Source organism: Serratia sp. YC16 (genome assembly GCF_009707615.1).
Lineage (GTDB): Bacteria > Pseudomonadota > Gammaproteobacteria > Enterobacterales > Enterobacteriaceae > Serratia > Serratia surfactantfaciens.
Window position 1 is genome coordinate 516,257 of record NZ_WLYN01000001.1, and the last position, 23,383, is coordinate 539,639.

The 23,383-nt window shown below is 60.4% G+C and carries 22 protein-coding genes; 8 read left to right on the forward strand and 14 right to left on the reverse strand.

The features are described 5' to 3' along the window. The first annotated feature begins 94 nt into the window (after positions 1 to 94). The 3 genes from nifJ to GKN89_RS02405 all read left to right on the forward strand — a co-directional run bounded on the left by nifJ (position 95) and on the right by GKN89_RS02405 (position 5,338). The gene (gene nifJ / locus GKN89_RS02395) at positions 95 to 3,628 is read left to right on the forward strand and encodes a pyruvate:ferredoxin (flavodoxin) oxidoreductase (protein ID WP_154746281.1); all 3,534 of its coding nucleotides are present in this window, start codon (positions 95 to 97) and stop codon (positions 3,626 to 3,628) included. Between the two features lie 227 nt (positions 3,629 to 3,855). Beyond that, a complete protein-coding gene (ttcA, locus tag GKN89_RS02400; RefSeq protein WP_019452656.1) occupies positions 3,856 to 4,794 on the forward strand; it encodes a tRNA 2-thiocytidine(32) synthetase TtcA in 939 nt (312 codons plus the stop codon). A 145-nt stretch (positions 4,795 to 4,939) separates the two neighbouring features. Beyond that, positions 4,940 to 5,338, forward strand: coding sequence for a VOC family protein (locus tag GKN89_RS02405; RefSeq protein WP_019452657.1), 399 nt, complete (start codon positions 4,940 to 4,942; stop codon positions 5,336 to 5,338). 218 nt (positions 5,339 to 5,556) lie between these two features. On the opposite strand, the gene zntB is transcribed toward GKN89_RS02405, so the two are convergent. Further along, entirely contained in the window at positions 5,557 to 6,540 is a 984-nt protein-coding gene (gene zntB, locus GKN89_RS02410; protein WP_074054110.1) for a zinc transporter ZntB, read from the reverse strand. Between the two features lie 153 nt (positions 6,541 to 6,693). Here zntB and GKN89_RS02415 point away from each other — a divergent pair, with 153 nt between their 5' ends. Both GKN89_RS02415 and GKN89_RS02420 read left to right on the forward strand, forming a co-directional pair. Then, positions 6,694 to 7,791, forward strand: a complete 1,098-nt coding sequence (locus GKN89_RS02415; protein WP_154746282.1) for a hypothetical protein — start codon at positions 6,694 to 6,696, stop codon at positions 7,789 to 7,791. Positions 7,792 to 7,985: 194 nt separating this feature from the next. Then, positions 7,986 to 8,234 carry a hypothetical protein gene (locus GKN89_RS02420; RefSeq protein WP_004930507.1) on the forward strand — a complete coding sequence of 83 codons (249 nt, stop codon included), beginning with the start codon at positions 7,986 to 7,988 and terminating at the stop codon, positions 8,232 to 8,234. 159 nt (positions 8,235 to 8,393) lie between these two features. Here the strand turns inward: GKN89_RS02420 and GKN89_RS02425 are convergent, their stop codons facing one another. Both GKN89_RS02425 and GKN89_RS02430 read right to left on the reverse strand, forming a co-directional pair. Beyond that, positions 8,394 to 10,028, reverse strand: coding sequence for an ABC transporter substrate-binding protein (locus GKN89_RS02425; RefSeq protein ID WP_026036095.1), 1,635 nt, complete (start codon positions 10,026 to 10,028; stop codon positions 8,394 to 8,396). Positions 10,029 to 10,187: 159 nt separating this feature from the next. Then, entirely contained in the window at positions 10,188 to 10,538 is a 351-nt protein-coding gene (locus GKN89_RS02430) for a hypothetical protein (RefSeq protein ID WP_015378006.1), read from the reverse strand. 206 nt (positions 10,539 to 10,744) lie between these two features. Between GKN89_RS02430 and mpaA the strand changes: the two genes are divergently transcribed. Continuing rightward, complete coding sequence (mpaA, locus tag GKN89_RS02435; protein ID WP_154746283.1) at positions 10,745 to 11,452, forward strand: murein tripeptide amidase MpaA; 708 nt, start codon at positions 10,745 to 10,747, stop codon at positions 11,450 to 11,452. A gap of 3 nt (positions 11,453 to 11,455) precedes the next feature. Here the strand turns inward: mpaA and ycjG are convergent, their stop codons facing one another. After that, entirely contained in the window at positions 11,456 to 12,430 is a 975-nt protein-coding gene (gene ycjG, locus GKN89_RS02440; RefSeq protein WP_154746284.1) for an L-Ala-D/L-Glu epimerase, read from the reverse strand. Between the two features lie 225 nt (positions 12,431 to 12,655). Between ycjG and tpx the strand changes: the two genes are divergently transcribed. Beyond that, positions 12,656 to 13,159: a thiol peroxidase gene (gene tpx / locus GKN89_RS02445; protein WP_019452663.1), complete on the forward strand. Its 504-nt coding sequence runs from the start codon at positions 12,656 to 12,658 to the stop codon at positions 13,157 to 13,159. A gap of 57 nt (positions 13,160 to 13,216) precedes the next feature. Here the strand turns inward: tpx and tyrR are convergent, their stop codons facing one another. The 7 genes from tyrR to pspA form a co-directional block, all read right to left on the reverse strand. Beyond that, positions 13,217 to 14,788, reverse strand: coding sequence for a transcriptional regulator TyrR (tyrR, locus tag GKN89_RS02450; protein WP_025159779.1), 1,572 nt, complete (start codon positions 14,786 to 14,788; stop codon positions 13,217 to 13,219). Between the two features lie 313 nt (positions 14,789 to 15,101). Beyond that, a complete protein-coding gene (locus GKN89_RS02455) occupies positions 15,102 to 16,163 on the reverse strand; it encodes a YcjF family protein (protein ID WP_154746285.1) in 1,062 nt (353 codons plus the stop codon). Next, entirely contained in the window at positions 16,160 to 17,557 is a 1,398-nt protein-coding gene (locus GKN89_RS02460; RefSeq protein ID WP_154746286.1) for a YcjX family protein, read from the reverse strand. The genes GKN89_RS02455 and GKN89_RS02460 overlap by 4 nt, the downstream gene beginning before the upstream one ends. Further along, on the reverse strand, positions 17,538 to 17,804 hold the full coding sequence (pspD, locus tag GKN89_RS02465) for a phage shock protein PspD (protein WP_031299672.1): 267 nt from the start codon (positions 17,802 to 17,804) through the stop codon (positions 17,538 to 17,540). Before pspD ends, GKN89_RS02460 begins: the two co-directional genes overlap by 20 nt. 96 nt (positions 17,805 to 17,900) lie before the next feature. Continuing rightward, positions 17,901 to 18,260, reverse strand: a complete 360-nt coding sequence (gene pspC / locus GKN89_RS02470; protein ID WP_004930552.1) for an envelope stress response membrane protein PspC — start codon at positions 18,258 to 18,260, stop codon at positions 17,901 to 17,903. Further along, positions 18,260 to 18,487 (reverse strand): envelope stress response membrane protein PspB, encoded by a 228-nt coding sequence (gene pspB / locus GKN89_RS02475; RefSeq protein ID WP_004930553.1) that lies wholly within the window; start codon positions 18,485 to 18,487, stop codon positions 18,260 to 18,262. Before pspB ends, pspC begins: the two co-directional genes overlap by 1 nt. A gap of 62 nt (positions 18,488 to 18,549) precedes the next feature. Then, entirely contained in the window at positions 18,550 to 19,215 is a 666-nt protein-coding gene (pspA, locus tag GKN89_RS02480; RefSeq protein WP_019452667.1) for a phage shock protein PspA, read from the reverse strand. 184 nt (positions 19,216 to 19,399) lie between these two features. On the opposite strand from pspA, the gene pspF reads away from it, so the two are divergent. Beyond that, positions 19,400 to 20,407: a phage shock protein operon transcriptional activator gene (gene pspF / locus GKN89_RS02485; protein ID WP_063919633.1), complete on the forward strand. Its 1,008-nt coding sequence runs from the start codon at positions 19,400 to 19,402 to the stop codon at positions 20,405 to 20,407. Between the two features lie 194 nt (positions 20,408 to 20,601). On the opposite strand, the gene zigA is transcribed toward pspF, so the two are convergent. From zigA to folE2, 3 genes are read right to left on the reverse strand one after another with little or no spacing between them, the layout of a single operon-like run. After that, entirely contained in the window at positions 20,602 to 21,789 is a 1,188-nt protein-coding gene (gene zigA / locus GKN89_RS02490; RefSeq protein ID WP_063919563.1) for a zinc metallochaperone GTPase ZigA, read from the reverse strand. A 10-nt stretch (positions 21,790 to 21,799) separates the two neighbouring features. Further along, positions 21,800 to 22,360, reverse strand: coding sequence for a carbonate dehydratase (locus GKN89_RS02495; protein WP_063919564.1), 561 nt, complete (start codon positions 22,358 to 22,360; stop codon positions 21,800 to 21,802). Beyond that, positions 22,350 to 23,276, reverse strand: a complete 927-nt coding sequence (gene folE2, locus GKN89_RS02500; RefSeq protein ID WP_063919565.1) for a GTP cyclohydrolase FolE2 — start codon at positions 23,274 to 23,276, stop codon at positions 22,350 to 22,352. The genes GKN89_RS02495 and folE2 overlap by 11 nt, the downstream gene beginning before the upstream one ends. Between the last annotated feature and the right edge of the window lie 107 nt (positions 23,277 to 23,383).

Below are 23,383 nucleotides of genomic sequence, written 5' to 3' on the forward strand. Positions count from 1 at the left end.
CGATAAAGCCACGTTCAAACCCTCTGTTAGACTTTTTTCCATTACTGCGAAAGCGTGCTTTCGCGGCTTTGTGAGCAATGAAAAGGTAACGTCGATGATAACTACAGATGGTAATAATGCAGTCGCTTCCGTGGCCTATCGCACCAACGAAGTGATTGCCATCTACCCTATCACGCCAAGTTCTACCATGGCTGAGCAGGCGGACGCCTGGTCCGGCGATGGCCGGCAAAATATCTGGGGCGATATCCCCCGGGTGGTGGAAATGCAGTCGGAAGGCGGCGCGATCGCCACCGTGCACGGCGCTTTGCAGACCGGTGCGCTGTCGACCTCGTTCACCTCATCGCAGGGTCTGCTGCTGATGATCCCCACGCTGTACAAACTGGCCGGCGAGCTGACGCCATTCGTACTGCACGTCGCCGCGCGCACCGTGGCTACACACGCGCTGTCGATCTTCGGCGACCATTCGGACGTGATGGCGGTACGCCAGACCGGCTGCGCCATGCTGTGCGCCGGCAGCGTGCAGGAAGCGCAGGACTTCGCGTTGATCTCGCAGGCCGCCACTCTCAACGCGCGCGTGCCGTTTATTCATTTCTTCGATGGGTTCCGCACCTCGCACGAAATCAACAAGATCGTGCCGCTGAGCGACGATACGCTGCGGCAAATGCTGCCGCAGGGAGCGATCGATGCTCACCGCAGCCGGGCGCTGTCGCCGGATCATCCGGTGGTGCGCGGCACTTCCGCCAACCCGGATACCTATTTCCAGTCCCGCGAAGCCACCAACCCGTGGTATGACGCCACCGGTCAGCACGTGATCGCGGCCATGGAAGCCTTCGCCGCCCTCACCGGCCGTCACTATCGGCCGTTCGACTATTACGGCCATCCGCAGGCCGAGCGCGTGGTGGTGGTGATGGGGTCCGCCGCCGGCACCTGCGAAGAAGTGATCGACACCCTGCTGACCCGCGGCGAGAAAGTCGGCGTGCTGAAAGTTCGGCTGTTCCGGCCGTTCTCCGCCAAACACCTGCTCGGCGCGCTGCCCGACAGCGTGCGCAGCGTCGCGGTGCTCGACCGTACCAAAGAACCGGGCGCGCTGGCCGAACCGCTGTATCTGGACGTGATGACCGCGCTGGCGGAAGCCTACAGCCAGGGGGAGCGCGCCACGCTGCCGCGGGTGATCGGCGGCCGTTACGGGCTGTCGTCGAAAGAGTTCGGCCCGGACTGTGCGCTGGCGGTGTTCCGCGAGTTGGCGCAGCCGCAGCCGCGCCCGCGTTTCACCGTCGGCATCTTCGATGATGTCACCGGCCTTTCGCTGCCGCTGAGCGACGAAATCCTGCCGCAGCGCGCCTCGCTGGAAGCACTGTTCTACGGTTTAGGCAGCGACGGCTCGGTCTCGGCCACCAAGAACAACATCAAAATCATCGGCAACGCCACGCCGCTGTATGCCCAGGGCTATTTCGTCTACGACTCCAAAAAGGCCGGCGGCCTGACGGTATCGCACCTGCGCGTCAGCGAGCAGCCGATCAACTCGGCCTATCTGGTCAGCCGCGCGGACTTCGTCGGCTGCCACCAGCTGCAGTTTATCGATAAGTACCAGATGGTCGAACGCCTGAAGCCCGGCGGCACCTTCCTGCTCAATACCCCTTACGGCGCCGACGAGGTCTGGTCGCGCCTGCCGCAGGAGGTTCAGGCACTGCTGCACCAACGCCAGGCGCGTTTCTATATCATCAACGCCGCCAAGCTGGCGCGTGAATGCCGGCTCGGCGCACGCATCAACACCGTGATGCAGATGGCGTTCTTCCATCTGACGCAGATCTTGCCGAGCGACGTGGCGCTGCAACAGCTGCAGGACGCCATCGCCCGCAGCTACAGCAGCAAGGGCCAGGAGATCGTCGAGCGCAACTGGCAGGCGCTGGGCGCCACCCGCAGCGCGCTGATTGAAATTCCGCTGCAGCCGGTCGACGGCAGCAGCCCGATGCGCCCGCCGGTGGTCTCGGACGCCGCCCCGGACTTCGTCAAAACCGTTACCGCGGCGATGCTGGCCGGGCTGGGTGATGCGCTGCCGGTTTCCGCCTTCCCGCCGGATGGCACCTGGCCGGTGGGCACCACCCAGTGGGAAAAGCGCAACATCGCCGAAGAAATCCCGGTCTGGCAGCCCGATCTCTGTACCCAGTGCAACCACTGCGTCGCCGCCTGCCCGCACTCCGCCATTCGCGCCAAGGTGGTTCAGCCGGCCGAGATGGAACACGCGCCCGCTTCTCTGCAGTCTCTGGATGTGAAAGCGCGCGATATGCGCGGGCAAAAATACGTTCTGCAAGTGGCACCGGAAGATTGTACCGGCTGCAACCTGTGCGTCGAGGTCTGCCCGGCGAAAGATCGCCAGAACCCGGAGATCAAGGCGATTAACATGGCTTCGCGCCTCGATAATCTGACGGCGGAAAAAGACAACTACGACTTCTTCCTGCAGCTGCCGGAAATCGATCCGGCGCAGCTGGAGCGCATCGACATTCGCACCTCGCAACTGATCACGCCGCTGTTCGAGTACTCCGGCGCCTGTTCCGGCTGCGGCGAAACGCCGTACATCAAACTGTTGACCCAGCTCTACGGCGATCGTTTGCTGATCGCCAACGCCACCGGCTGCTCGTCAATTTACGGCGGCAACCTGCCGACCACGCCGTATACCACCAACGCCGAAGGGCGCGGGCCGGCGTGGGCCAACTCGCTGTTCGAGGACAACGCCGAATTCGGCCTGGGCTTCCGCCTGACGGTCGATCAACATCGCGCGCGGGTGCTGCGCCTGCTGAACGCGCTGGCGCAGCAGCTGCCGGAGCAGTTGGTCAACGCTCTGCAGATGGCCGACGTGGCGCCGGAGCCGCGCCGTAAGCAAATCGCCGAATTGCGCACGCAACTTGCGAGTATTGAAGGCGCAGACGCGCGTCAGCTGGCGGCCGATGCCGACTATCTGGTGGATAAATCCATCTGGCTGATCGGCGGTGACGGCTGGGCCTACGACATCGGCTTTGGCGGTTTGGATCACGTTCTCAGCCTGACCGAGAACGTCAACGTGCTGGTGCTCGACACCCAGTGCTACTCCAATACCGGCGGCCAGCAGTCGAAGGCCACACCGCTCGGCGCGGTGACCAAATTCGGCGAACACGGCAAACGCAAGGCGCGCAAGGATCTGGGCGTCAGCATGATGATGTATGGCCATGTCTACGTCGCGCAAATCTCGCTGGGGGCGCAGCTCAATCAAACGGTGAAAGCGATTCAGGAAGCCGAGGCCTATCCGGGGCCGTCGCTGATCATCGCCTACAGCCCGTGCGAAGAGCACGGCTACGATCTGGCGCTCAGCCACGATCAGATGAAACAGCTGACCGCCACCGGCTTCTGGCCGCTGTACCGCTTCGATCCGCGCCGCAGCGCCGAGGGCAAGGCCGCATTGGCGCTGGACTCCCGGCCGCCGAACAGCAGCCTGGCTGAAACACTGCTGAACGAGCAGCGCTTCCGTCGCCTGAACTCGCAGCAGCCGGAAGTGGCCAGCGCGCTGTACCAGGCCGCGGAGAAAGAGCTGAAGGAGAAATACGACTTCCTCAGCCTGCTGGCCGGCAAGGCGGAAAAATCCGCCGCCGAGTAACCCCATCAGGGCGCGAGCGATTCGCGCCCTGTTTTTTACCGCTGACGCAAGCCGTAGCGATAAAACCTGCTGGCATTCCTGCGCGCAATCCGTACCATACAGGCCTCGCGTCGGGTGTATGGATGCATGATGATGAATAATGATCAAAATCGACCGGTTGAATGGTAAACTTGCGGTCTAAAACGCCATGCCCCTAGTGCCCCCCATTGAGAATGAGCACGATTTAAATGTCAGAAAAGCAATCCGTTAGCCAAAAAGAGCAATACAACCTGAACAAATTGCAAAAGCGCCTGCGCCGCAACGTGGGCGAAGCGATCGCCGATTTCAATATGATTGAAGAAGGCGACCGCATCATGGTCTGCCTGTCCGGCGGCAAAGACAGCTACACCATGCTGGAAATCCTGCGCAATCTGCAGCAGAGCGCGCCGGTCAACTTCTCGCTGATCGCGGTAAACCTCGATCAGAAGCAACCCGGCTTCCCGGAGCATATTCTGCCCGCCTACCTGGAAAGCCTGGGGGTGGAGTACAAGATCGTCGAAGAGAACACCTACAGCATCGTCAAAGACAAGATCCCGGAAGGCAAAACCACCTGCTCACTGTGCTCGCGCCTGCGCCGCGGTATTCTGTACCGCACCGCCACCGAGCTGGGTGCCACCAAGATCGCGCTGGGTCACCACCGCGACGACATTCTGCAGACGCTGTTCCTCAATATGTTCTACGGCGGCAAGATGAAAGGCATGCCGCCCAAGCTCATGAGCGACGACGGCAAGCACGTGGTCATTCGCCCGCTGGCCTATTGCCGCGAGAAAGACATCGAGCGTTTCTCGATCGCCAAAGAATTCCCGATCATCCCATGCAACCTGTGCGGCTCACAGCCTAACCTGCAGCGCCAGGTCATCGGCGATATGCTGCGCGACTGGGACAAACGTTACCCGGGCCGGTTGGAAACCATGTTCAGCGCCATGCAAAACGTGGTGCCTTCGCATCTGAGCGATATCAACCTGTTTGATTTCAAAGGCATCCAACACGGTAGCGCCGTGGTGGACGGCGGCGATTTGGCCTTCGATCGTGAAGACATTCCGATGCAGCCGGTCGGTTGGCAGCCGGAAGACGCGGATGACGCAGCGCCTGCGCCGGAGCGTTTGAACGTGCTGGAAATCAAATAACGCCCTTCGCCGCTTGCCCCCTGCAAGCGGCGACATTTCTCTCTCTCGACGATCTCGATCCTGTTCACAGTTTGCGCAAAATTTACTGGGCGATGCCGTTTTTACCCTATACTGTGTATTTATACAGTCATATGGAGATCGCGCAATGAATATCACCCCCTGCCTGTCCCACGTCTCGCTTGGCACCAACGATTTCGCTGCCGCCGCCGCCTTTTACGATCGCACGCTGGCCGCCCTGGGTTGCCGACGCGTGCTGGAGCATCCCGGCGCTATCGGTTATGGCCGCGACTACCCGGAGTTCTGGTTGCAGGTGCCGATCGACGGCCACCCCGCCTCGCTCGGCAACGGCACGCACGTCGGCTTTTTCGCCACCAGCAAGCAACAGGTAGATGAGTTCCACCGCCAGGCGCTGCTGGCCGGCGCCGTCGATGAAGGCGCGCCCGGTTCGCGGCCGCACTACGGCGAGGCCTACTACGGCTGCTTTGTCCGTGATTTGGATGGGCACAAGATTGAAGCCAGCTTCTGGGATGAAAGCGCGGCCTGAGGAAGCGAGAAAGTGGAATAAAAAAATGCCGGTGATTAAACCGGCATTGTACGAATCAAATGTGCTATGCAGTAATTCAAAAATAAGAAAGTAAGACAATTATGGAGCGCAACGCCCATCGCTTGACGTTGCATTCACCTGCGAGAGAGATCATGCCCCATTTGCCCCGGCTAAATGTTGATATTGCTCAATGTTAACCGGGTTTTCATCATTTTTGCCTATAGCCAGCGGCTGCGCTTCAGCCACCAGGCTACGCCTCCTACCAGCGCCAACAGCATCAGGCAGAACGTACCGAAACCAAATGGTGCCGTGTTGCCCGGGATGCCGCCCAGGTTGACGCCGAACAGCCCGGTCAGGAAGGTGGTGGGCAAAAATACCATCGCTAACAATGACATGGTGTAAGTGCGGCGGTTCATCGCGTCGGCCATCACCGTGGTGATTTCGTCGGACAATATGGCGGTGCGCGCGATGCTGCCGTCCAGATCGTCCAATCCCCGCCCCAGCCGATCGGCGATGTCCTGCATGCGGCGGCGATCGTCATCGCTCATCCACGGCAGGCGGTCGCTGGCCAGCCGCGCGAAGACGTCGCGCTGCGGCGCCATGTAACGACGCAACACGATCAGCTGTTTACGGATCAATGCCAGCTGGCCGCGCTCCGGCACCTGCTGCTCCAGCAATGCGTCCTCCAGGTCGATAATCCGGTCGTGCAGATCTTCGATGAATTCACTGGTGTGATCGGTCAACGCATCGGAAATTTCCACCAGCCAGTTGCCGCTGTTGGTTGGCCCAGCGCCGCTTTGCAGATCGTTCACCACCTGATCGATGGAATAGACCTTGCGATGCCGGGTGGAGAGAATCAGTTTGTCGGTGATGTACACGCGGATGGTGACCAGCTGATCCGGCCGCGAGTTGGCGTTGAAGTTGATGCTGCGCAGGGTGATCATGGTGCCTTCGCCCTGGCGACTGACGCGCGGCCGTGAGCTTTCGCCGGAGAGCGCTTCACGCACCGAGTCCGGCAATAACGGTGTGGTGCTCAGCCATTCGGCGCTGGCCGGGTGCGCGTAATCAAGATGCAGCCAGCACGGTGCGTCGCAGGTAATCTTGTCATCCTGCTCGATCGACGTTACGCCCCCCTTACCGTCCAACTGGTAGGCGTAAACCGCATCGGCGACCTGCAGCTCGCTCCCCTCAATCACATCCATTCATTTATCCCCTCAAGTCTTGCTTATGTTGCTGAGTCTAGCGTTAACGCCTTGGAGATCAAAGGCCAAGCTGTAACGCCAGTTTGCACAACGAACGAAAAGCGTGCTCTATACTTCAGTCGAGGAAACATCAGCGCAAACAAAGGAGCAAAAATGGCGGGAAGTACTGAATCAGGCGCAATACATTCTGCATCGATCCTGACGGCTCTGCGCCGCCTGCTCAGTACCGTGGTAGCGGCCACGCTGTTCACCAGCCAACCGCTGCATGCAGAACCGACGCTGGGGCGCATCTCCACGCCTTTTCACGTAACGACGGCGGCCGGCGATGTCACTTACTATGTCGCCCATGAGCACAGCGCACAGCCGCGAAGCGCACTGGTGGTGATACACGGTCACCCGCGCGATGCCGCGAAAACGCTGCAGGCGGCGATCGACGCCGCGCAAGCAGCAGGAGCGGGAAGCGATACCCTGCTGGCCGCCCCGCTGTTCCAGGTACCGGAAAAACTCGCCACACACTGCCATTCCACCGGCCTGCCCCGGCCACAAGACGGCGATGCCCTGTGGCGCTGTGGCTCCTGGATCGAAGGCGGTTTGAATAATCGCGGGAAAACCGGTTCGTTCAACGCCATGGATAAGCTGTTGGCCGATCTGCACCGGCGCTGGCCGTCGCTGCAGACGATAACCCTGGCCGGTTTTTCCGCCGGCGCCCAGTTCGTGCAGCATTATGTCGGCTTCGCCAACCTGCCGGACGGAGTGCGTGTGCGCTATGTGGTGGCCGATCCCGGCAGCTGGCTCTATTTTGACAGCCTGCGGCCCCAGCCGACAAACTGGGAGAACTGCACCAGTGAAAAAACGTGCCGTTTTCACTGGCAAACGGCGGACGCCGGACAGTGTCCACAGGCCAACCGCTGGAAATACGGCCTGGAAACGCTTCCCGCTCACCTGCAGCTTAGCGCCGACGCGGCCCGCCGGCGCTACGCCGCCGCCGATATCACCTATCTGGCCGCCGCCGATGATACTGGCGCCGCACCGGGTGCCTACTATCGGATACTCGACAAGTCCTGCGCCGCCGAGCTACAGGGTCCCTATCGGCTGCAGCGCGCCCTGGCCTATGCTGACTATGATCGACGTTATCTGGCTCCGGATAAACCGCATCGGTTAACGATCGTACCCGGCTGTGGGCACAACGTCGCCTGTGTCTTTCCGGCTCCGGCGGCCAGGCCGGCGCTCTTTCCCATTAATGCAGACTAATAATAACGGCAATGAAATAAACCACCGCCGATAAATCAGACAATATCGCCGATAAAGCGCTGGCAATGCCGTTATTATTATGACTTAACATATTGCTATCAATTTTAATTCAAAATGATAATAATAAATCAACACAAAGCTGTTTCAGCGCAAATTTTAGGGGCATATACTTTTCTCACTACGAGGAGGTAGTTATGTTACGCGACCATTTAAAAATAAACGCCAGCGATACGTTGGAAAAAATCAGCAATATTCATTTGCAAAACCAGGGCCAGGAAGAGATCAGTGAGTTTGTCGTGAAAAACGCCGCCGGCCTGCAAATTGGCAAGGTTTCCGTTCACGATCGTTTCAGCACCCGCCGCTCTTACCCCACCAGCTACCGCATCACTCAAACCGATATGAGCGGCCGCGTGGTGGTGGATGCCATGCGGGACTGCCTATAAGCGTAGCCGCACTCTGAAATAGCGAAACAATAATGTGATGATAGCCGCCCTGTTTATTATTAAACGGGGTTTATCGCGTGGAAAAATTAATTACCTTCGCCATTGCAGCGCCGAAAAAATAAAGCCCCCGCATTAGCCGGGGGCGATAAATAAACCGGTTCAGTGTTTGATGATATACATCGTCTGGCTGTAGGCCACGTCTTCCGGATTGGTGATCGGGTAGCCTTTTACCCACGGTTTGATCAGGCGGCCGTTAGTGTATTGATATATCGGCGCGATCGGCGCCTGATCGGCAATGATCTGTTCCATCTTGTTGTAATCGGCGGTCACCGCCGCCGGGTTGGTTTCCCGCCCCGCCTGCGCCAACAGCTTGTCATAGTCCGCGCTCTTGAATTTGGCGATGTTGCCGCTGTGGGTTGAGGTCAACAGCGACAGGAAGGTCGACGCCTCGTTATAATCCCCCACCCAGGAGGCGCGGATCACATCGAAATTGCCGGTATTGCGGCTGTCGATATAGGTCTTCCACTCCTGGTTTTGCAGCTTGACGTCAATCCCCAGCTTTTTCTTCCACATCGAGGCCACGGCGATGGCGATCTTCTGGTGGCTTTCCGAAGTGTTATACAGCAGCGTCAACTTCAGCGGGTTGTTCGGGCCGTAACCGGCCGCCTGCAGCAACGCCTTGGCCTGTGCGTCCAGTTCCGCCTGCGATTGCTGTTGCAGCAAGCTCGCTTCCGGTTTGAACCCGGCGGTCACGTCCGGCGTAAAGTGGTAGGCCGGTTTTTCGCCGGTGCCCAACACTTTTTCCGCGATAATCTTGCGATCGATGGCGTAGGACAAGGCCTGACGCACCCGCACGTCGTTGGTTGGCGCGCGCTGGGTGTTGAACGCGTAGTAATAGGTGCCGAGCTGATCCGGGGTGTACACCTGCCCCGGAATGTCTTTCAGCAGCTTCTGATACATATTTTTCGGGAAGGATTCGGTGATGTCGATGTCGCCCGCCAGGTAGCGCTTGGTGGCGTTGGATTCCTGATTGATCGGCACGAAGGTCACTTTGGTCAGCACGGTGCGCGCATGATCCCAGTAATGGTCATTAGGCGTCAGCACCAACTTCTCGTTCACCACCCGCTCCTGCAGTTTGAACGCGCCGTTGCCCACCAGATTGCCGACCTTGGTCCAGTCGTTGCCGTATTTTTCCACCACCGCCTTATTCACCGGGAACAGGCTGAAATTGGCCGTCAGGCTGACGAAGTACGGCACCGGTTTATCCAGCTGCACCTTCAGCGTGTAGTCATCGGGCGCCGACACGCCCAAGCGATCGGCCGGCAGCTTGCCGCTGATGATCTGCTCGGCGTTCTGGATCCCCGCCAGCTGGGCGAACCAGGCGAACGGCGACAGGTTTTTCGGCTCTACCAGCCGTTGCCAGCTGTAGACGAAATCCTTCGCAGTGACAGGGTCACCGTTTGACCAGCGCGCGTCTTTGCGCAGATGGAAAATATAAGTCTGGTTATCGCTGGTCTGCCAGCGGGTGGCGACGCCGGGGATCACTTTCCCGGTGGCGTCCTGGTTGACCAACCCTTCGAACAGATCGCGCGCCAGCTGCGCCTCCGGCAAGCCCACCGCTTTGATCGGATCGAGCGAGGCCGGTTCGTCTTTAATGTGGCGCACGATTTCCTGTTTGTCCGCCAGCGCGGTGCCCGGGGGAACCTGCGCCGCCATGGCGCTGCTCATACAGGCGCCGATCGCCGCCGCGCAAAGCGCCAAACGAAAACCCCGTTGCATTTTTTTTCCCGTCATTGTGATTTGTCCCCCGTTAACCATCTGAATTTTTTATCATATAGCACAAGATCCGTCCGGCCTAGAGCCCGCGGCCGAGAAGTTGCAAAAAGTGCGATTCAGGCGATAAAAAACCCGTGCGGCGCAGGGCGGCACGGGTGGTGTTTACAGCAGCGGCCGTCAGTCGTACAGGTGGATGCTGTTGATGCGGTAGCTGAACTCTTCACCCTCTTCTTCATCGAATACGGTGAAAAAGCCTTTCTCGGCCAGCGGGCGGGCCGAGATATCGGTTTTTTGCAGCTGACGCGCGTCGGCGTCATCGTAGCCGTAGTCGAGATAGAAGGCATCTTTCTGATAATCGATGTGCAGGGTGAACGGATAGTTCGATTCGTCCCCGCGCCCGTCGTCGTTTTTCACCACGCCGAACCATTCCCCCTGGCGGATCTGGTTTTCAGCGTCCACGCCGCACAGCAGCGTGATGGTGTCATTTTCATTTTCGCTATAGCTGGCGATGATTCTGGCTACTGGCATGTTAAATCCTCTTGCGGGTGATTGGCTTAGCTCTGCCGTTAGTATAACAACAGCCTCAGGCCAGGTGCGGTTTAATTGGCGTTTTCGCCGCCGCGGCGTCACAGATCGCGCAAACGCCGCACAATTGCGATGGGAAAGATGCCGCAAAGCGTAATACACTGAATAAAATGACAATGACTCTCGAACTTTAACTCAGGGACAACACCATGACCGAACATCGACCGCGCAGTGAACGTGGCCAGTTGGCCGTCGCAGGAGAGAACTACGGCAGCTCGCTGCTGGGCGCGCCGCTGCTCTATTTCCCGGCGGCGGTCAGCGGCCCCGAGACCGGGCTTATCATCGCCGGCACCCACGGCGATGAGAGCGCCGCCATCGTAACCCTGTCCTGTGCGCTGCGCAGCATCGCGCCGACCCAGCTGCGTCACCATGTGGTGCTGGCGGTCAACCCCGACGGCTGCCAGCTGGGGCTGCGCGCCAATGCCAACGGCGTCGATCTGAACCGCAATTTCCCGGCCGCCAACTGGCGCTCCGGCGACACCGTCTACCGCTGGAACAGCGCGGCGCCGGTGCGTGACGTCAAGCTTTCCACCGGCGGGCGCCCCGGTTCCGAGCCGGAAACCCAGGCGCTGTGCCATCTTATTCATCGCCTGAAACCGCACTGGGTGGTGTCGTTCCATGAGCCGCTGGCCTGCATCGAAGATCCCGCCAGCTCGCGACTCGGCGTTTGGCTATCGCACAAGTTCGAACTGCCGCTGGTAACCAGCGTCGGTTATGAAACCCCCGGTTCGTTCGGCAGCTGGTGCGCGGATCTGTCGCTGCCGTGCATCACCGCCGAATTCCCGCCGATCTCCGCCGATGCCGCCAGCGAGCGCTACATCGACGCGATGACCGAGCTGCTGACCTACCCGAATTAATCGCTACGGGGCGATATCGACGATCGCCCCGCATTCGAACGCCAGGCCCGGTTCGACGTCCCGCGCCAGCCAGGTCGGGCCGTCCAGATCGACGAAGCGCGCCACCGGCACCAGCGGCAAGGCGGCGGATATCGCCCGCGACGTGCACAACATGCAGCCGAGCATGATGGCGAACCCCTGTTCGCGCGCGGCCTGCGCCAGCGCCAGCGCCTCGGTCAAGCCGCCGGTTTTGTCCAGTTTGATGTTGACCATCTGATAGCGCTGCGCCAGCTGTGGCAGATCGGCGCGGGTGTGGCAGCTTTCGTCGGCGCAGATCGGCAGCGGATGAATAAAGTGCTCCAGCGCGGCGTCGTCACCGGCAGGCAGCGGCTGCTCCAGCATCGCCACGCCGAGATCGGCCAGCAACTGGCAGCGCGCCGCCAGCCCTTCCGCCTGCCAGGATTCATTGGCGTCGACGATCAGCGTCGCCTGCGGCACCGCAGCGCGGATCGCCACCAGCCGCTCGCTGATATAGTGAGCGTCGAGTTTGATCTTCAGCAGCGTGGCGCCCTGCCGCGCCAGTTCGCGCGCGGCGAAGGCCATTGCCTCCGGCGTGCCGATGCTGACGGTCTGCGCCATGCGAATCTGCGCCGGCGCCGTCACGCCGCTGCGCTGCCACAGGCTCTGTTCGTGCAACCTGCACTCCAGATCCCACAGCGCCGAGTCCAGCGCGTTGCGGGCGGCGCCCGCCGGCATCTGCGTCAGCAGCTGCTCGCGGGTCATGCCCTGCGCGATCGCCGGCGCCATCTCAGCCAGCTGCGCCATCACCGACTCCTCGCTCTCGCCATAGCGCGGATACGGCGTGCATTCACCGACGCCGCGCACCTCCTGCTGTTCGATTTCGACCACCACCACCCGGGCTTCGGTGCGGCTGCCGCGCGCAATCACGAAGGCGGTATGCAGCGGCCAGGCTTCCGGGTAAAAACGCATGTCTCTCATAACGGCTCCTGAGCGAAAACCGCGCATCCAGGCGGGTGGATGCGCCGGTGATGTTTTATAGAACAGCCTAATATATACAACTATTTAGCAAACTTTGATATCCAATCCGCCCCGGTTGTCATAAACTGTCGCCAGGGTGTGAACCTGATGTTAACTGCCGTTACCGGCGCACCGTTTCATCAGGTTCATACCCTTTGTATAAACACCTGTAAAAGGAATCTAGCAATGACTCAGACAGTACATTTTCAAGGCAATCCGGTCGGCGTAGCGGGCAAGCTGCCACAGCAGGGCGAACAGGCCAAGGCCTTCTCGCTGGTTGCCAAAGACCTGTCAGACGTAGCGCTGAGCAGCTTCGCGGGTAAACGCAAAGTCCTGAACATCTTCCCAAGCATCGATACCGGTGTCTGCGCGACGTCGGTGCGTAAATTCAACCAGTTGGCCAGCGGCCTGGATAACACCGTGGTACTGTGCATCTCCGCCGATCTGCCGTTCGCGCAGTCGCGTTTCTGCGGCGCGGAAGGCCTGAGCAACGTGGTCACCCTGTCCACCCTGCGCGGTGCCGAATTCAAGCAGGCGTACGGCGTCGAAATCGCCGAAGGTCCGTTGGCGGGCCTGACCGCGCGTGCGGTCGTGGTGCTGGATGGCCAGGACAACGTGCTGTACAGCGAGCTGGTGAACGAAATCACCACCGAGCCAGACTACGACGCGGCGCTGGCTGCGCTGAAATGACAAAGCCGGCGGATGCCGGCTTTGGATACACGTTAAAGGCGCCGCAAGGCGCCTTTTTTATTCTTCGCCTTCGGCGCCGCCCTTGCGGCTGCTCAGGCCATACTCGCGCAGCTTGTTGGCGATGGCGGTATGGGAAACGCCCAGCCGTTTCGCCAGCTTGCGGGTGCTGGGATAGGTGCGATACAGACGCGTCAGCACCGAGCGCTCGAAACGCTTGCTGATGTCGTCCAACGAACCGTCCAACACCTCGTCACCCAGCGACATCTCCACCTCGAACTCCGGCAGCACGATATCCTGCGGCCGCAGCTCGTAGCCTTCGGTTTGCGTCAGCGCGCGGTAGATGGCGTTTTTCAGCTGGCGCACGTTGCCCGGCCAGCCGTATTTGCTGAGGAAACCGCCCAGATCGCTCGCCAGCTTGGGCCGCGCTACGCCCTGCTCGTCGGCGAAGCGCGCCACGAACAGCTCGGTCAGCGGCATGATGTCCTGCGGACGCTCGCGCAGCGGCGGGATAGTGATGGTCAATACGTTGAGGCGATAGTAGAGATCTTCGCGGAATTCGCCGCGCTGCACCAGCTCGGTAAGGTTTTTCTGGGTGGCGCAGATCACGCGCACATCGACATGCACCTCATGCTCTTCGCCGACGCGGCGGAAGGTGCCGTCGTTGAGGAAGCGCAACAGTTTGGTCTGCATGCGCGGCGACATCTCGCCGATCTCATCCAGCAACACCGAGCCGCCGTTAGCCTGCTCAAAGAAACCCTTCTTGCCTTCCAGCGCATTGGGATACGCGCCCGGCGCATGGCCGAACAGTTCGCTCTCCACCACGTCATCCGGCAACGCGGCGCAGTTCAGCGCCAGGAACGGCTGTTTGCCGCGCGGGCTGCGCAGATGGCAGGCGCGGGCCAGAATATCCTTGCCGGTACCGGTATCGCCGACGATCAGCAGCGGCGCGTCGAGCATCGCCAGTTTGCGCGCCTGCTCCAGCACATGGCGCATCTTGGCGCTCACCGCGACGATGTGATCGAATTCGGTATCGTCGTTCACCGACAAATTTTGCAGCTGGCGGCCCATGCGCGCGGTGGACTTCAACATCACCACCGCGCCGACCGCGGCCGGCTGCTGCTGTTCGTCTTCCAGATAGATAGGCGTGATGTCCATCAGGAAGTCCTGGCTGCGGATCACCACCCGTTCCGAGTGCGGCGCCGTCTGCTCGCTCTCCAGCCAGCGGCTGAAGTTATAGCCGCCGATCAGCGCGCCGGCGGTCTGGTTGCGGATTTTGTCTTCGTTCAGGCTGAACAACGCCTGCGCCGCCGGGTTGGCCAGCTCGACCTTGCCTTTCATATCGATGGAGAACACCGGTTCCGGCATCGACTCCAACAGCGCACGCAGCGCGCGATGTTCGCGTTCGGAAGGCATAAAGCTGACGGTACGCACGTCGGTCACGCCGGCGATGCGGCGGATCTCCGCCATCAGCGCGCGGAAAGTATCGAAATCCAGCTGGGAGAAGTTGAGGTAAATGCGGCCGATGGGATCGATCTCGATGCCACGCAGGTCAATGCTGCGCGATACCAAAAGATCGAGTAATTCTCGAGTGAGACCGAGACGGTCTTCGCAAAATACTTCCAAACGCATCAGTGTTGGCCTTATCTCTGCAGGTGCGGGGATCGTTGACGATGATGATACTCCCTCACACCGGGCGGTAGAAGCGATCTGTCAGCAAAAGTTGACAGAACTCTGATTTATTGCCGTGGCTGCTGATTTTAAACGCAAGTGAATAACAGCATCGGCGTCATTTTAGCCATCAAACAGAGAGTTATCACAACAAGAATTAATATGGCAGATATTTATCACGCATTCGCAGGGGGATCGACTATCGTCAAGTCTTGATTACGTCCCGCGCCGGTACCGCTCAGAAAACGGCGCTCTCGCGAGCGCCGTAGCGAGGTTATTTGGCCTTGCCGTCGTTTTTTTTCAACGTGTCTTTCAACTGGCCGATCAGTTGGCTGCGGAAATCGCCGAGCTTCGGTTTTTCCCCTTCCAGCCACGGCAGCGGACGGCACAGTTCCATCGCCTTGATGCCCAACCGCGCGGTCAACAGCCCGGCGCCAATACCCTGCGCCGCGCGCGCCGACAGCCGCGCCGCCAGATCCTGCGACATCCAGTCCATCCCCACTTCGCGCACCAGCTCGGAGGCGCCGGCGAAGGCGATGTTCAACAACACCAGTCGGAACAGGCGGATGCGGCTGAAGTAGCCCAGCTCGATGCCGTACAACGCGGCGATGCGGTTGATCAAGCGGATGTTGCGCCAGGCGATGAACGCCATGTCCACCAGCGCCAGCGGGCTGACGGCGATCATCAGCGTCGATTCGGCGGCGGAGCGGCTGATTTCGCGCCGTGCCTGGTTGTCCAACACCGGCTGCACCAGTTTGGCGTACAGCTCCACCACTTCGCGATCGTTCTGCGTTTCATGCAGCGACGCCTGCCAGCGCTGCAGCGCCGGATGCCCCTGATCCAGCCCGGCCTGGCGCGCCAGCTTCTCGCAGAATTCGCGTCCTTGCCCCAGCCCGTGGCTATGCAACAGCTCGCGCGCCACGTCGCGCTCCTCCGCACGCTGACGCAGCCGATACAAACGCCGCCACTCGGTGACTACCGAACCGACGCCGGCGAACACGATCAGGCCGCCGGCTACGCCGCCGCCCATGGCGATCCAGTCCTGCTGCACCCAGGCGGTATGCACCCACTGCACGCCCTGCGCCACCACGCTGACGCCGAACAGCGCCAGCCCGGCGGTGACCATTTTGCGCCACAGGCTGCGTTTCGGCTTTAGCGCAGTGTTGATGATGCCCTCGGCGCGCCCTTCTTCCTCTTCCTGCTGCAGCTCCGGCGCCGCCGGAAAGAAGCTTTCCGCCTGCTCGGCGTCAAAAGCGACGCCGGCGCGCAACGCCGGCTCCTGTGGCGGCTGCAGCGGCTCGTCAAAATCGATACGCGGTTTTATCGGCTCGCTCATCGCAATTTGTCTCCCAGTAAAAACTCCATCACCGCATCCAGCCGGATGTGCGGCAACGGGCTGTCCACGCTCATGGCGCGCGGACGAAACTCATCGAAGTGGAATCCCTGGCTCTGCCAGAACGCCGGCCCCGGCAGGCGCGCCGGCACTTCGCCGGGGAACACCGTCAGCGGCGCACCGTCGCTCAGGCGGTTACCCTTCAACGCCGGAATGCGCTGCCCCTGGTGATCGACGATGCCGCTCTCGGTCGCCTGCACCGAGGCCAGGCCGACGCAATCCATGCTGATGCCCTCGAACGCCGCGTTCTGCCACGCCTCTTGCACCAGCTGTTGCAGCAACGACACCAGATTGGCGTGCTGCTCGGCGGTGATATGGTCCGCCTTGGTGGCGGCGAACATCAGTTTGTCGATGGTCGGCGAGAACAGGCGACGGAACAACGTACGTTTGCCGTAATGGAAGCTCTGCATCAGTTGGGTCAGCGCCAGGCGCATGTCGTTGAACGCCTGCGGGCCGCTGTTCAGCGGCTGCAGGCAGTCGACCAACACGATTTGCCGATCGAAACGAACGAAATGCTCTTTGTAGAAGTTTTTGACGATCGACTGGCAGTAGTAGTTGAAGCGAGCACGCAGCATGCCGATGTTGGTGTGTTTGTCGGCCTGCGCCAGCTTCGATTCACCGACTGCGGCCACATCGGGCCACGGGAAAAACTGCAGCGCCGGCGCGCCGGCCATATCGCCCGGCAGCACGAAACGCCCCGGCTGAATGAAGTGCAGCCCTTCGCTTTTGCAGCGCAGCAGATAATCGGTGTAGGCCTGGGCGATCGCCGCCAGCCGGTTTTCATCGGCCGGGGCCAGCGGATCGCAGGCCTTGCACAGTTCAAGCCAGGGCTTGGCCCATTCGGCGCGTTCGCCCTGCAACAGCCCGGTCATCTGGCGCGACCAGGCCAGGTAATCCTGCTCGAGCATCGGCAGATCCAGCAACCATTCACCCGGATAATCGACGATCTCCAGGTACAGCGTCGAGGTGTCTTTGAAGTGGCGCAGCAGCGAGTCGTTGGAGCGGTAACGCAGCGCCAGACGGATTTCGCTGACGCCGCGCGTCGGCGTAGGCCAGGCCGGCGGCGTGCCGTAAAGCTGCGCCAGCCCTTCGTCATAGGTGAAACGCTGGATGCCGAGATCGCGCTGCGGGATGCGTTTGACGCCCAGCAGGCGCTCTTCGCGCACCGGTGAAAACAGCGGCATGCGCGCGCCGCTGTGCACATGCAGCAGTTGGTTGACGAAGGCGGTGATAAAGGCGGTTTTGCCGCTGCGGCTCAGGCCGGTCACCGCCAGGCGCAGATGGCGATCCATTCCGCGGTTGACCAGCGAGGTTAACTCATTTTGCAGTCGTTTCATTGCTCTCCTTGACGTAACGCCCGAATGCCTTGTTCAGGCCTTTACGGAACAGCGGTTCCAGCACCAGCGCCAGCACGAAGCGCACCGGTTTGCGGCCGACGGTTTTCAACAGCCAGCCGGCGGCGCCCGCCGGGCCATAGTTCAATAACGCTATGATGATGACTTTAGCCAATGTCTTCAACATTGCCGCCGCTCCTCGTTTAAATCCACCCGTTCTGGCGGTGTTTGCGACATCGATTTTATTCATGACAATGCCCTCCGGCACAAGACGATTAAGGTTACATTCACGGGATAACGGCGGCGCAGATGCCCGGCCTGTGCAGGCCGGGTATCGCAAGAAGGGTTACAGCTTGCGGAAACGGCTCTGTACGCCGAAGGTATCGGACGTCACATAGCGCTCGACCTGACGCAGCTGCTGCTCGCCGCTGCCCAGTTCATACTCCAGCTGATCGAGCAGCTGGCGCGGCGTCTTCTGATGCTCGCCTTCAAAACGGCTGGCCGGCGCTTCGTCCAACACGAACACCAGCGCGATATAGGCCACCAGCGTGAAGAAGAACAGCCCGAAGAACAGCGACAGCACCACCATCACGCGGATCAGGCGCACCGGCACGTCGAAATAGTGGGCCAAACCGGCGCAGACGCCTTTCACCATGCCTTCTTCGGGAACGCGGTAAAGCTTTTTACTGCCCAGCGTTGTGCTCATCAGGACTGTCTCCAGTTCGGGTGTTCCGCATCGAGGATCTCTTCCAGCGCCTGAATGCGTTCACGCATGCGTTTGGCGTCTTCCGCCAGCTGCGCCAGGCGCTGCATTTCTTGCTGACTCAGCTGGATGCCGGTCTGTTGCCGATTGCTGTAATGCAGCCAAAGCCAAATCGGCGCGACAAACAGCACGAAAATTGTCAGCGGAATGGCAAGTAATAAAGCACTCATTGTTATTCCTTCTTATCGGGTCCTGGGTAGCGGCCACCTCCGGCGTGTGGCCGCGGTTCGCCTTACTCGGAGCGGTTCATCTTGGCTTTCAGCGCCGCCAGTTGCTCACTGATGGCGTCGTCGGCTTTCAGCTCGGCAAACTCTTGCTCCAGCGACTTCTTTTTACCGATGCTGATGCTTTCCGCTTCAGCTTCCATGTGGTCGATGCGTCGTTCGAACTGTTCGAAACGCGCCATCGCCTCGTCCAGCTTGCCGCTGTCGAGCTGGCGGCGCACTTCACGCGAAGATGACGCGGCCTGATGGCGCAGCGCCAGCGCCTGCTGCCGCGCGCGAGTTTCGGTCAGCTTGTTTTCCAGCTCGCCGATTTCGCTCTTCATGCGCGCCAGCGTTTCTTCTACGGTCGCCACTTCCTGCGTCAGCGTGGCGATCAGATCGGCAACCTTCTGTTTTTCGATCAGCGCCGCGCGGGCCAAGTCTTCTTTATCTTTACGCAGCGCCAGTTCGGCTTTTTCCTGCCAGTCGCCAACCTGGTTTTCACCCTGCTCGATGCGACGCAGCAACTGCTTTTTCTCCGCCAGCGCGCGCGCCGACGTGGAACGAACTTCGACCAACGTGTCTTCCATCTCTTGGATCATCAACCGCACCAGCTTTTGCGGATCTTCTGCCTTGTCCAGCAGAGTGTTGATGTTGGCGTTCACGATGTCGGCAAAACGAGAAAAAATACCCATAATTCACTTCCTCTTGGTTCTGATGGCGTCTGAAGCGCCGCGTTAAGTCGTACAGCTTGCCCAAAGATATAATCAAAACCCGTGCCAACTTTTATTTGATTGAAAAAACACAACATTTTATTTTTGACTCTCTGTGAGCTTGCTGTAGAGTGATTATTTTCACCAAACATTGGCGAGTTTCATCATGAACGAGCAGCCAGAGAATTTGTTGGGCGAAGCAAACGCCTTTGTCGAAGTGTTGGAGCAAGTCTCCCAGGTCGCCAAGTTGAACAAACCGGTACTGGTGATCGGCGAGCGCGGCACCGGCAAGGAGCTGATCGCCCACCGCCTGCACTACCTCTCCAACCGTTGGCAAGGGCCATTCATCTCGCTCAACTGCGCGGCACTGAATGAAAACCTGCTGGACTCCGAGCTGTTCGGCCACGAGGCCGGCGCCTTTACCGGTGCGCAGAAACGCCATCTGGGCCGCTTTGAGCGCGCCGACGGCGGCACGCTGTTCCTGGATGAGCTGGCGACCGCGCCGATGTTGGTGCAGGAGAAATTGCTGCGGGTCATCGAATACGGCCAGCTGGAGCGCGTGGGCGGCAGCCAGCCGCTGCGGGTCGATGTGCGGTTGGTGTGCGCCACCAACGACGATCTGCCGGCGCTGGCAGCCGCGGGCAAGTTCCGCGCCGATCTGCTGGATCGGCTGGCGTTCGACGTGGTGCAGCTGCCGCCGCTGCGCCAACGCCGGCCCGATATCATGCTGCTGGCCGAACACTTCGCCATTCAAATGTGTCGCGAGCTGGCGCTGCCGCTGTTTCCCGGCTTTACCGAACGCGCCAGGCACACGCTGCTCGGCTATGGTTGGCCAGGCAACGTGCGCGAACTGAAAAACGTGGTTGAACGCTCGGTCTATCGTCACGGCGACAGCGACCACCCGCTGGATGAGATCGTGATCAACCCGTTTGCACCGCGCGAGGCCCCGCCGGTCGCGCTCCCGCTTGAAGGAGCCGGCGCGCTGCCGGCGCTGCCGCTGGAGTTGAAAAATTGGCAGTTGGAGCAGGAGAAGGCATTGATCGAAGCGGCGTTGCAGCAAGGGCGGTTCAACCAACGCAAGGCGGCGCAGCTGCTGGGGCTCACCTACCACCAGTTGCGCGGCATGCTGAAAAAACATGCGCTACTGCAAAACGGCGAAGCGGATGAGGAATAGTGGGCAAAAAAAAAGCCAGCACCCGAGCTGGCTTAAAAAAACACTGGAAGCAATGTGAGCAATGTCGTGCCTTCCACATCAGAGCCGCAAACTGTGGCCTTCCGTGAACTGCCAGGCGATGATAATAGTTATCAGTATCGTCTGTAAAGCACTTTGTTGAGAATTTTTCTCATTACCACACGAAGATTGCGCAATTACCACTCAGGGAACGGGTCCGCCATATCCAGCCAATAGTCCACGCCGGCGGCCATTTCGTCGTCGCTCAGCAGGCAATCGTCCAGCAGACGCGCGATCGTCGCCTGCTGCAGATGCTGGCCGATAAACACCAGCTCCTGGCGCATGTCGCCGAACGGCTCCACCCATTTTTCCTGAATATGCGCCCTCGTTTCGGGATCCTGCGGCCAATTGTCTTGTGGAATGGCGCGCCAAAAGGTGCCCGCCAGACCATAGTGGGCGATGCCGCCGGCCTGGCTCCACTGCCCGGCCAGCCGCGGCCGCGTCGCCAGCCAGAAAAAGCCTTTCGAGCGCAGCAGCTGGCCGCCGCCCCAATCGCCGTTGATCACCCGGTAGAACTTGTCCGGCGCAAAAGGCCGCCGCGCCTGATAAACAAAGCTGCTGATGCCGTAGTTTTCCGTTTCCGGCAGGTGTTCGCCGCGCAGCTCTTTCAACCAGCCGGGTGCCTGCTGCGCCTTTTCAAAGCTGAAGCTGCCGGTATTCAGCACCGCCTCCAGCGGCAGTTTTCCCGGCGCGATCGGCACAATGCGGGCGTCGGGATTCAGGCTGGCCAACAGCGCCATCACTTCGCCCTGCTGCGTTTGCGTCAACAGATCGGTCTTGCTGACCAGAATCACGTCGCAGAACTCAATTTGCTCAATCAGCAGATCCGCCACGCTGCGCAGATCGTCCTCGCCCAGACTTTGGCCGGCCTCCTGCAAGCTTTGCGCCTGTTGATACTGCTGGATGAAATTCACCCCGTCGACCACCGTCACCAGGGTATCCAGCCGGGCGAACTGCGACAGGCTTTCGCCCTTTTCGTCCTCAAAGGTAAAGGTTTCCGCCACCGGCAGCGGCTCGGAGATACCGCTCGATTCGATCAGCAGGTAATCGAAACGCCCGTCCTGCGCCAACTCGCGCACCGATACCAGCAGATCTTCGCGCAGCGTGCAGCAGATGCAGCCGTTGCTCATCTCCACCAGCTTCTCTTCCTGGCGATCGAGATGCACTGCATTTTCCACCAGCGCGGCGTCGATGTTCACCTCGCTCATATCGTTGACGATCACCGCCACGCGCATGCCCTGCCGGTTGTTCAGGATATGGTTCAGCACCGTGGTCTTGCCGGCGCCGAGAAAGCCGGAAAGCACGGTCACGGGAAGTTGCTTCATGGGAACCTCATTAAAATTCATTGCGTAATGCCTGGTAACCGCGCACCAATTCGACGTTGGTGGCGGCCACTTCTTCGGAGAATTGCAGCGCGCCGCGATCGACCTGGCGATAACGCGACAGGTCGCTGTCCGGCCCCACACGCTCGGTTGACGGGATATAGCGGTTTTCCGGCAGCGTCACGCCGTCCACCACCGCGTTGTAACGCACTACGCAGCCGGACTGAATGTGGCAGTTGAACAGCACGCTGTTGAAACCGATAAACACCCGATCGTCGATGCGACACGGGCCATGGACGATGGCGCGGTGGGCGATAGAGCTGTAACGGCCGATGGTGACCGCCGCCCCGCTTTTGGAGTGGATCACCACGCCGTCCTGAATATTGGAATGCGAGCCGATGACGATCGGCTCCATGTCGCCACGGGCGTTCAGCTCGTCGGCACGGATCACCGCATAAGGGCCGACGTAGACGAAGTCTTCGACGATCACCCGGCCGCATAGAATGGCGGTGGGATCGATGTAGGCCAGCGGCGAGACTTGCGGCAGATGGCCGCTGGGATTTTTACGCAGCATGCTGCTCTCCCCGCCAGCTCAGCTTCGCCACCGCATTGTGGGCATGCAGGCTCTCCTGATGTTCGACGCGCAGCGAGAAGGCGCGGTAGTCGCACTGGCTGCGCAGCATGCGATACAGACGCCGCGCCGCATCCTCGCAAAACATCAGGTTCTGGCCGTTAGCCAGCGCGAAGGCCTGCTCATCGCGGCGTTTCACCAGCGTTTGCACCGGCGTGCCCAGCGCGTGTTCGATGCGGTCGATCAGTTTTACCGGTTCGAACGCCCGGTCATTATCCGGCGTCACGGTGACCCAGGCCCAGCTGCGCTGGCTGTGTGGCGTGGCCGGCATGCCCTGCTCCAGCAGCCAATCGCTCACCTGCCGTTGGCTGACACGCTCCGCCGCCTGTTCAAAGTCAAACTGAAACTGTTGCTGCGCCAGCTGGCGGCTGAGCGCCGCCGAACTCGGGCAGGTGGAGGAGTAAGGCACGCCGACGGTCAGCGCCAGCGTCAGTGTGTTCGCCAGCGCCGCCTCGATGCGCAGCGGGTAGGCTTTCCAGCCGCGCTGCGGCGACAGCAGCGCCGGGCGCGACAACAACAGCTCGCCGCTGAGCGTCAGGTTGGCGCGATCGCTGTGCTCCGGCTGCGAATCCAGAAAGGCCTGCAGCGTCCGGCCGATGCGCTGCGGCGTCAGTTCGCCCTGCGTCAATTCGTCCAGCGCCAGATACAGCCGCGACATGTGAATACCGCGTTCGCCCGCTGCTTCGGCGCGCAGGTTGATGCCGGCGTCGACTTTGGCCATCAGTGGCTTGCCGGCCAGCTCCAGCGGCAGTGCGATCCCTTGCATCCCGACCCAATCGAGCCCGACATCACTCATTTCGCCGCGCCATGCCTGAGCGTCTGGCAGCGAACGGCGTGGTGGAAGTGCAACTTCGTTCATACATCCCCTTGCGTTATTGTGACTTTGCCGGGGAACGGTAACACGATTTTGTTATGTTATAACATATCAAATAAGTTTTTTTTCACGTCGCGAACCGCCTTGCTTAA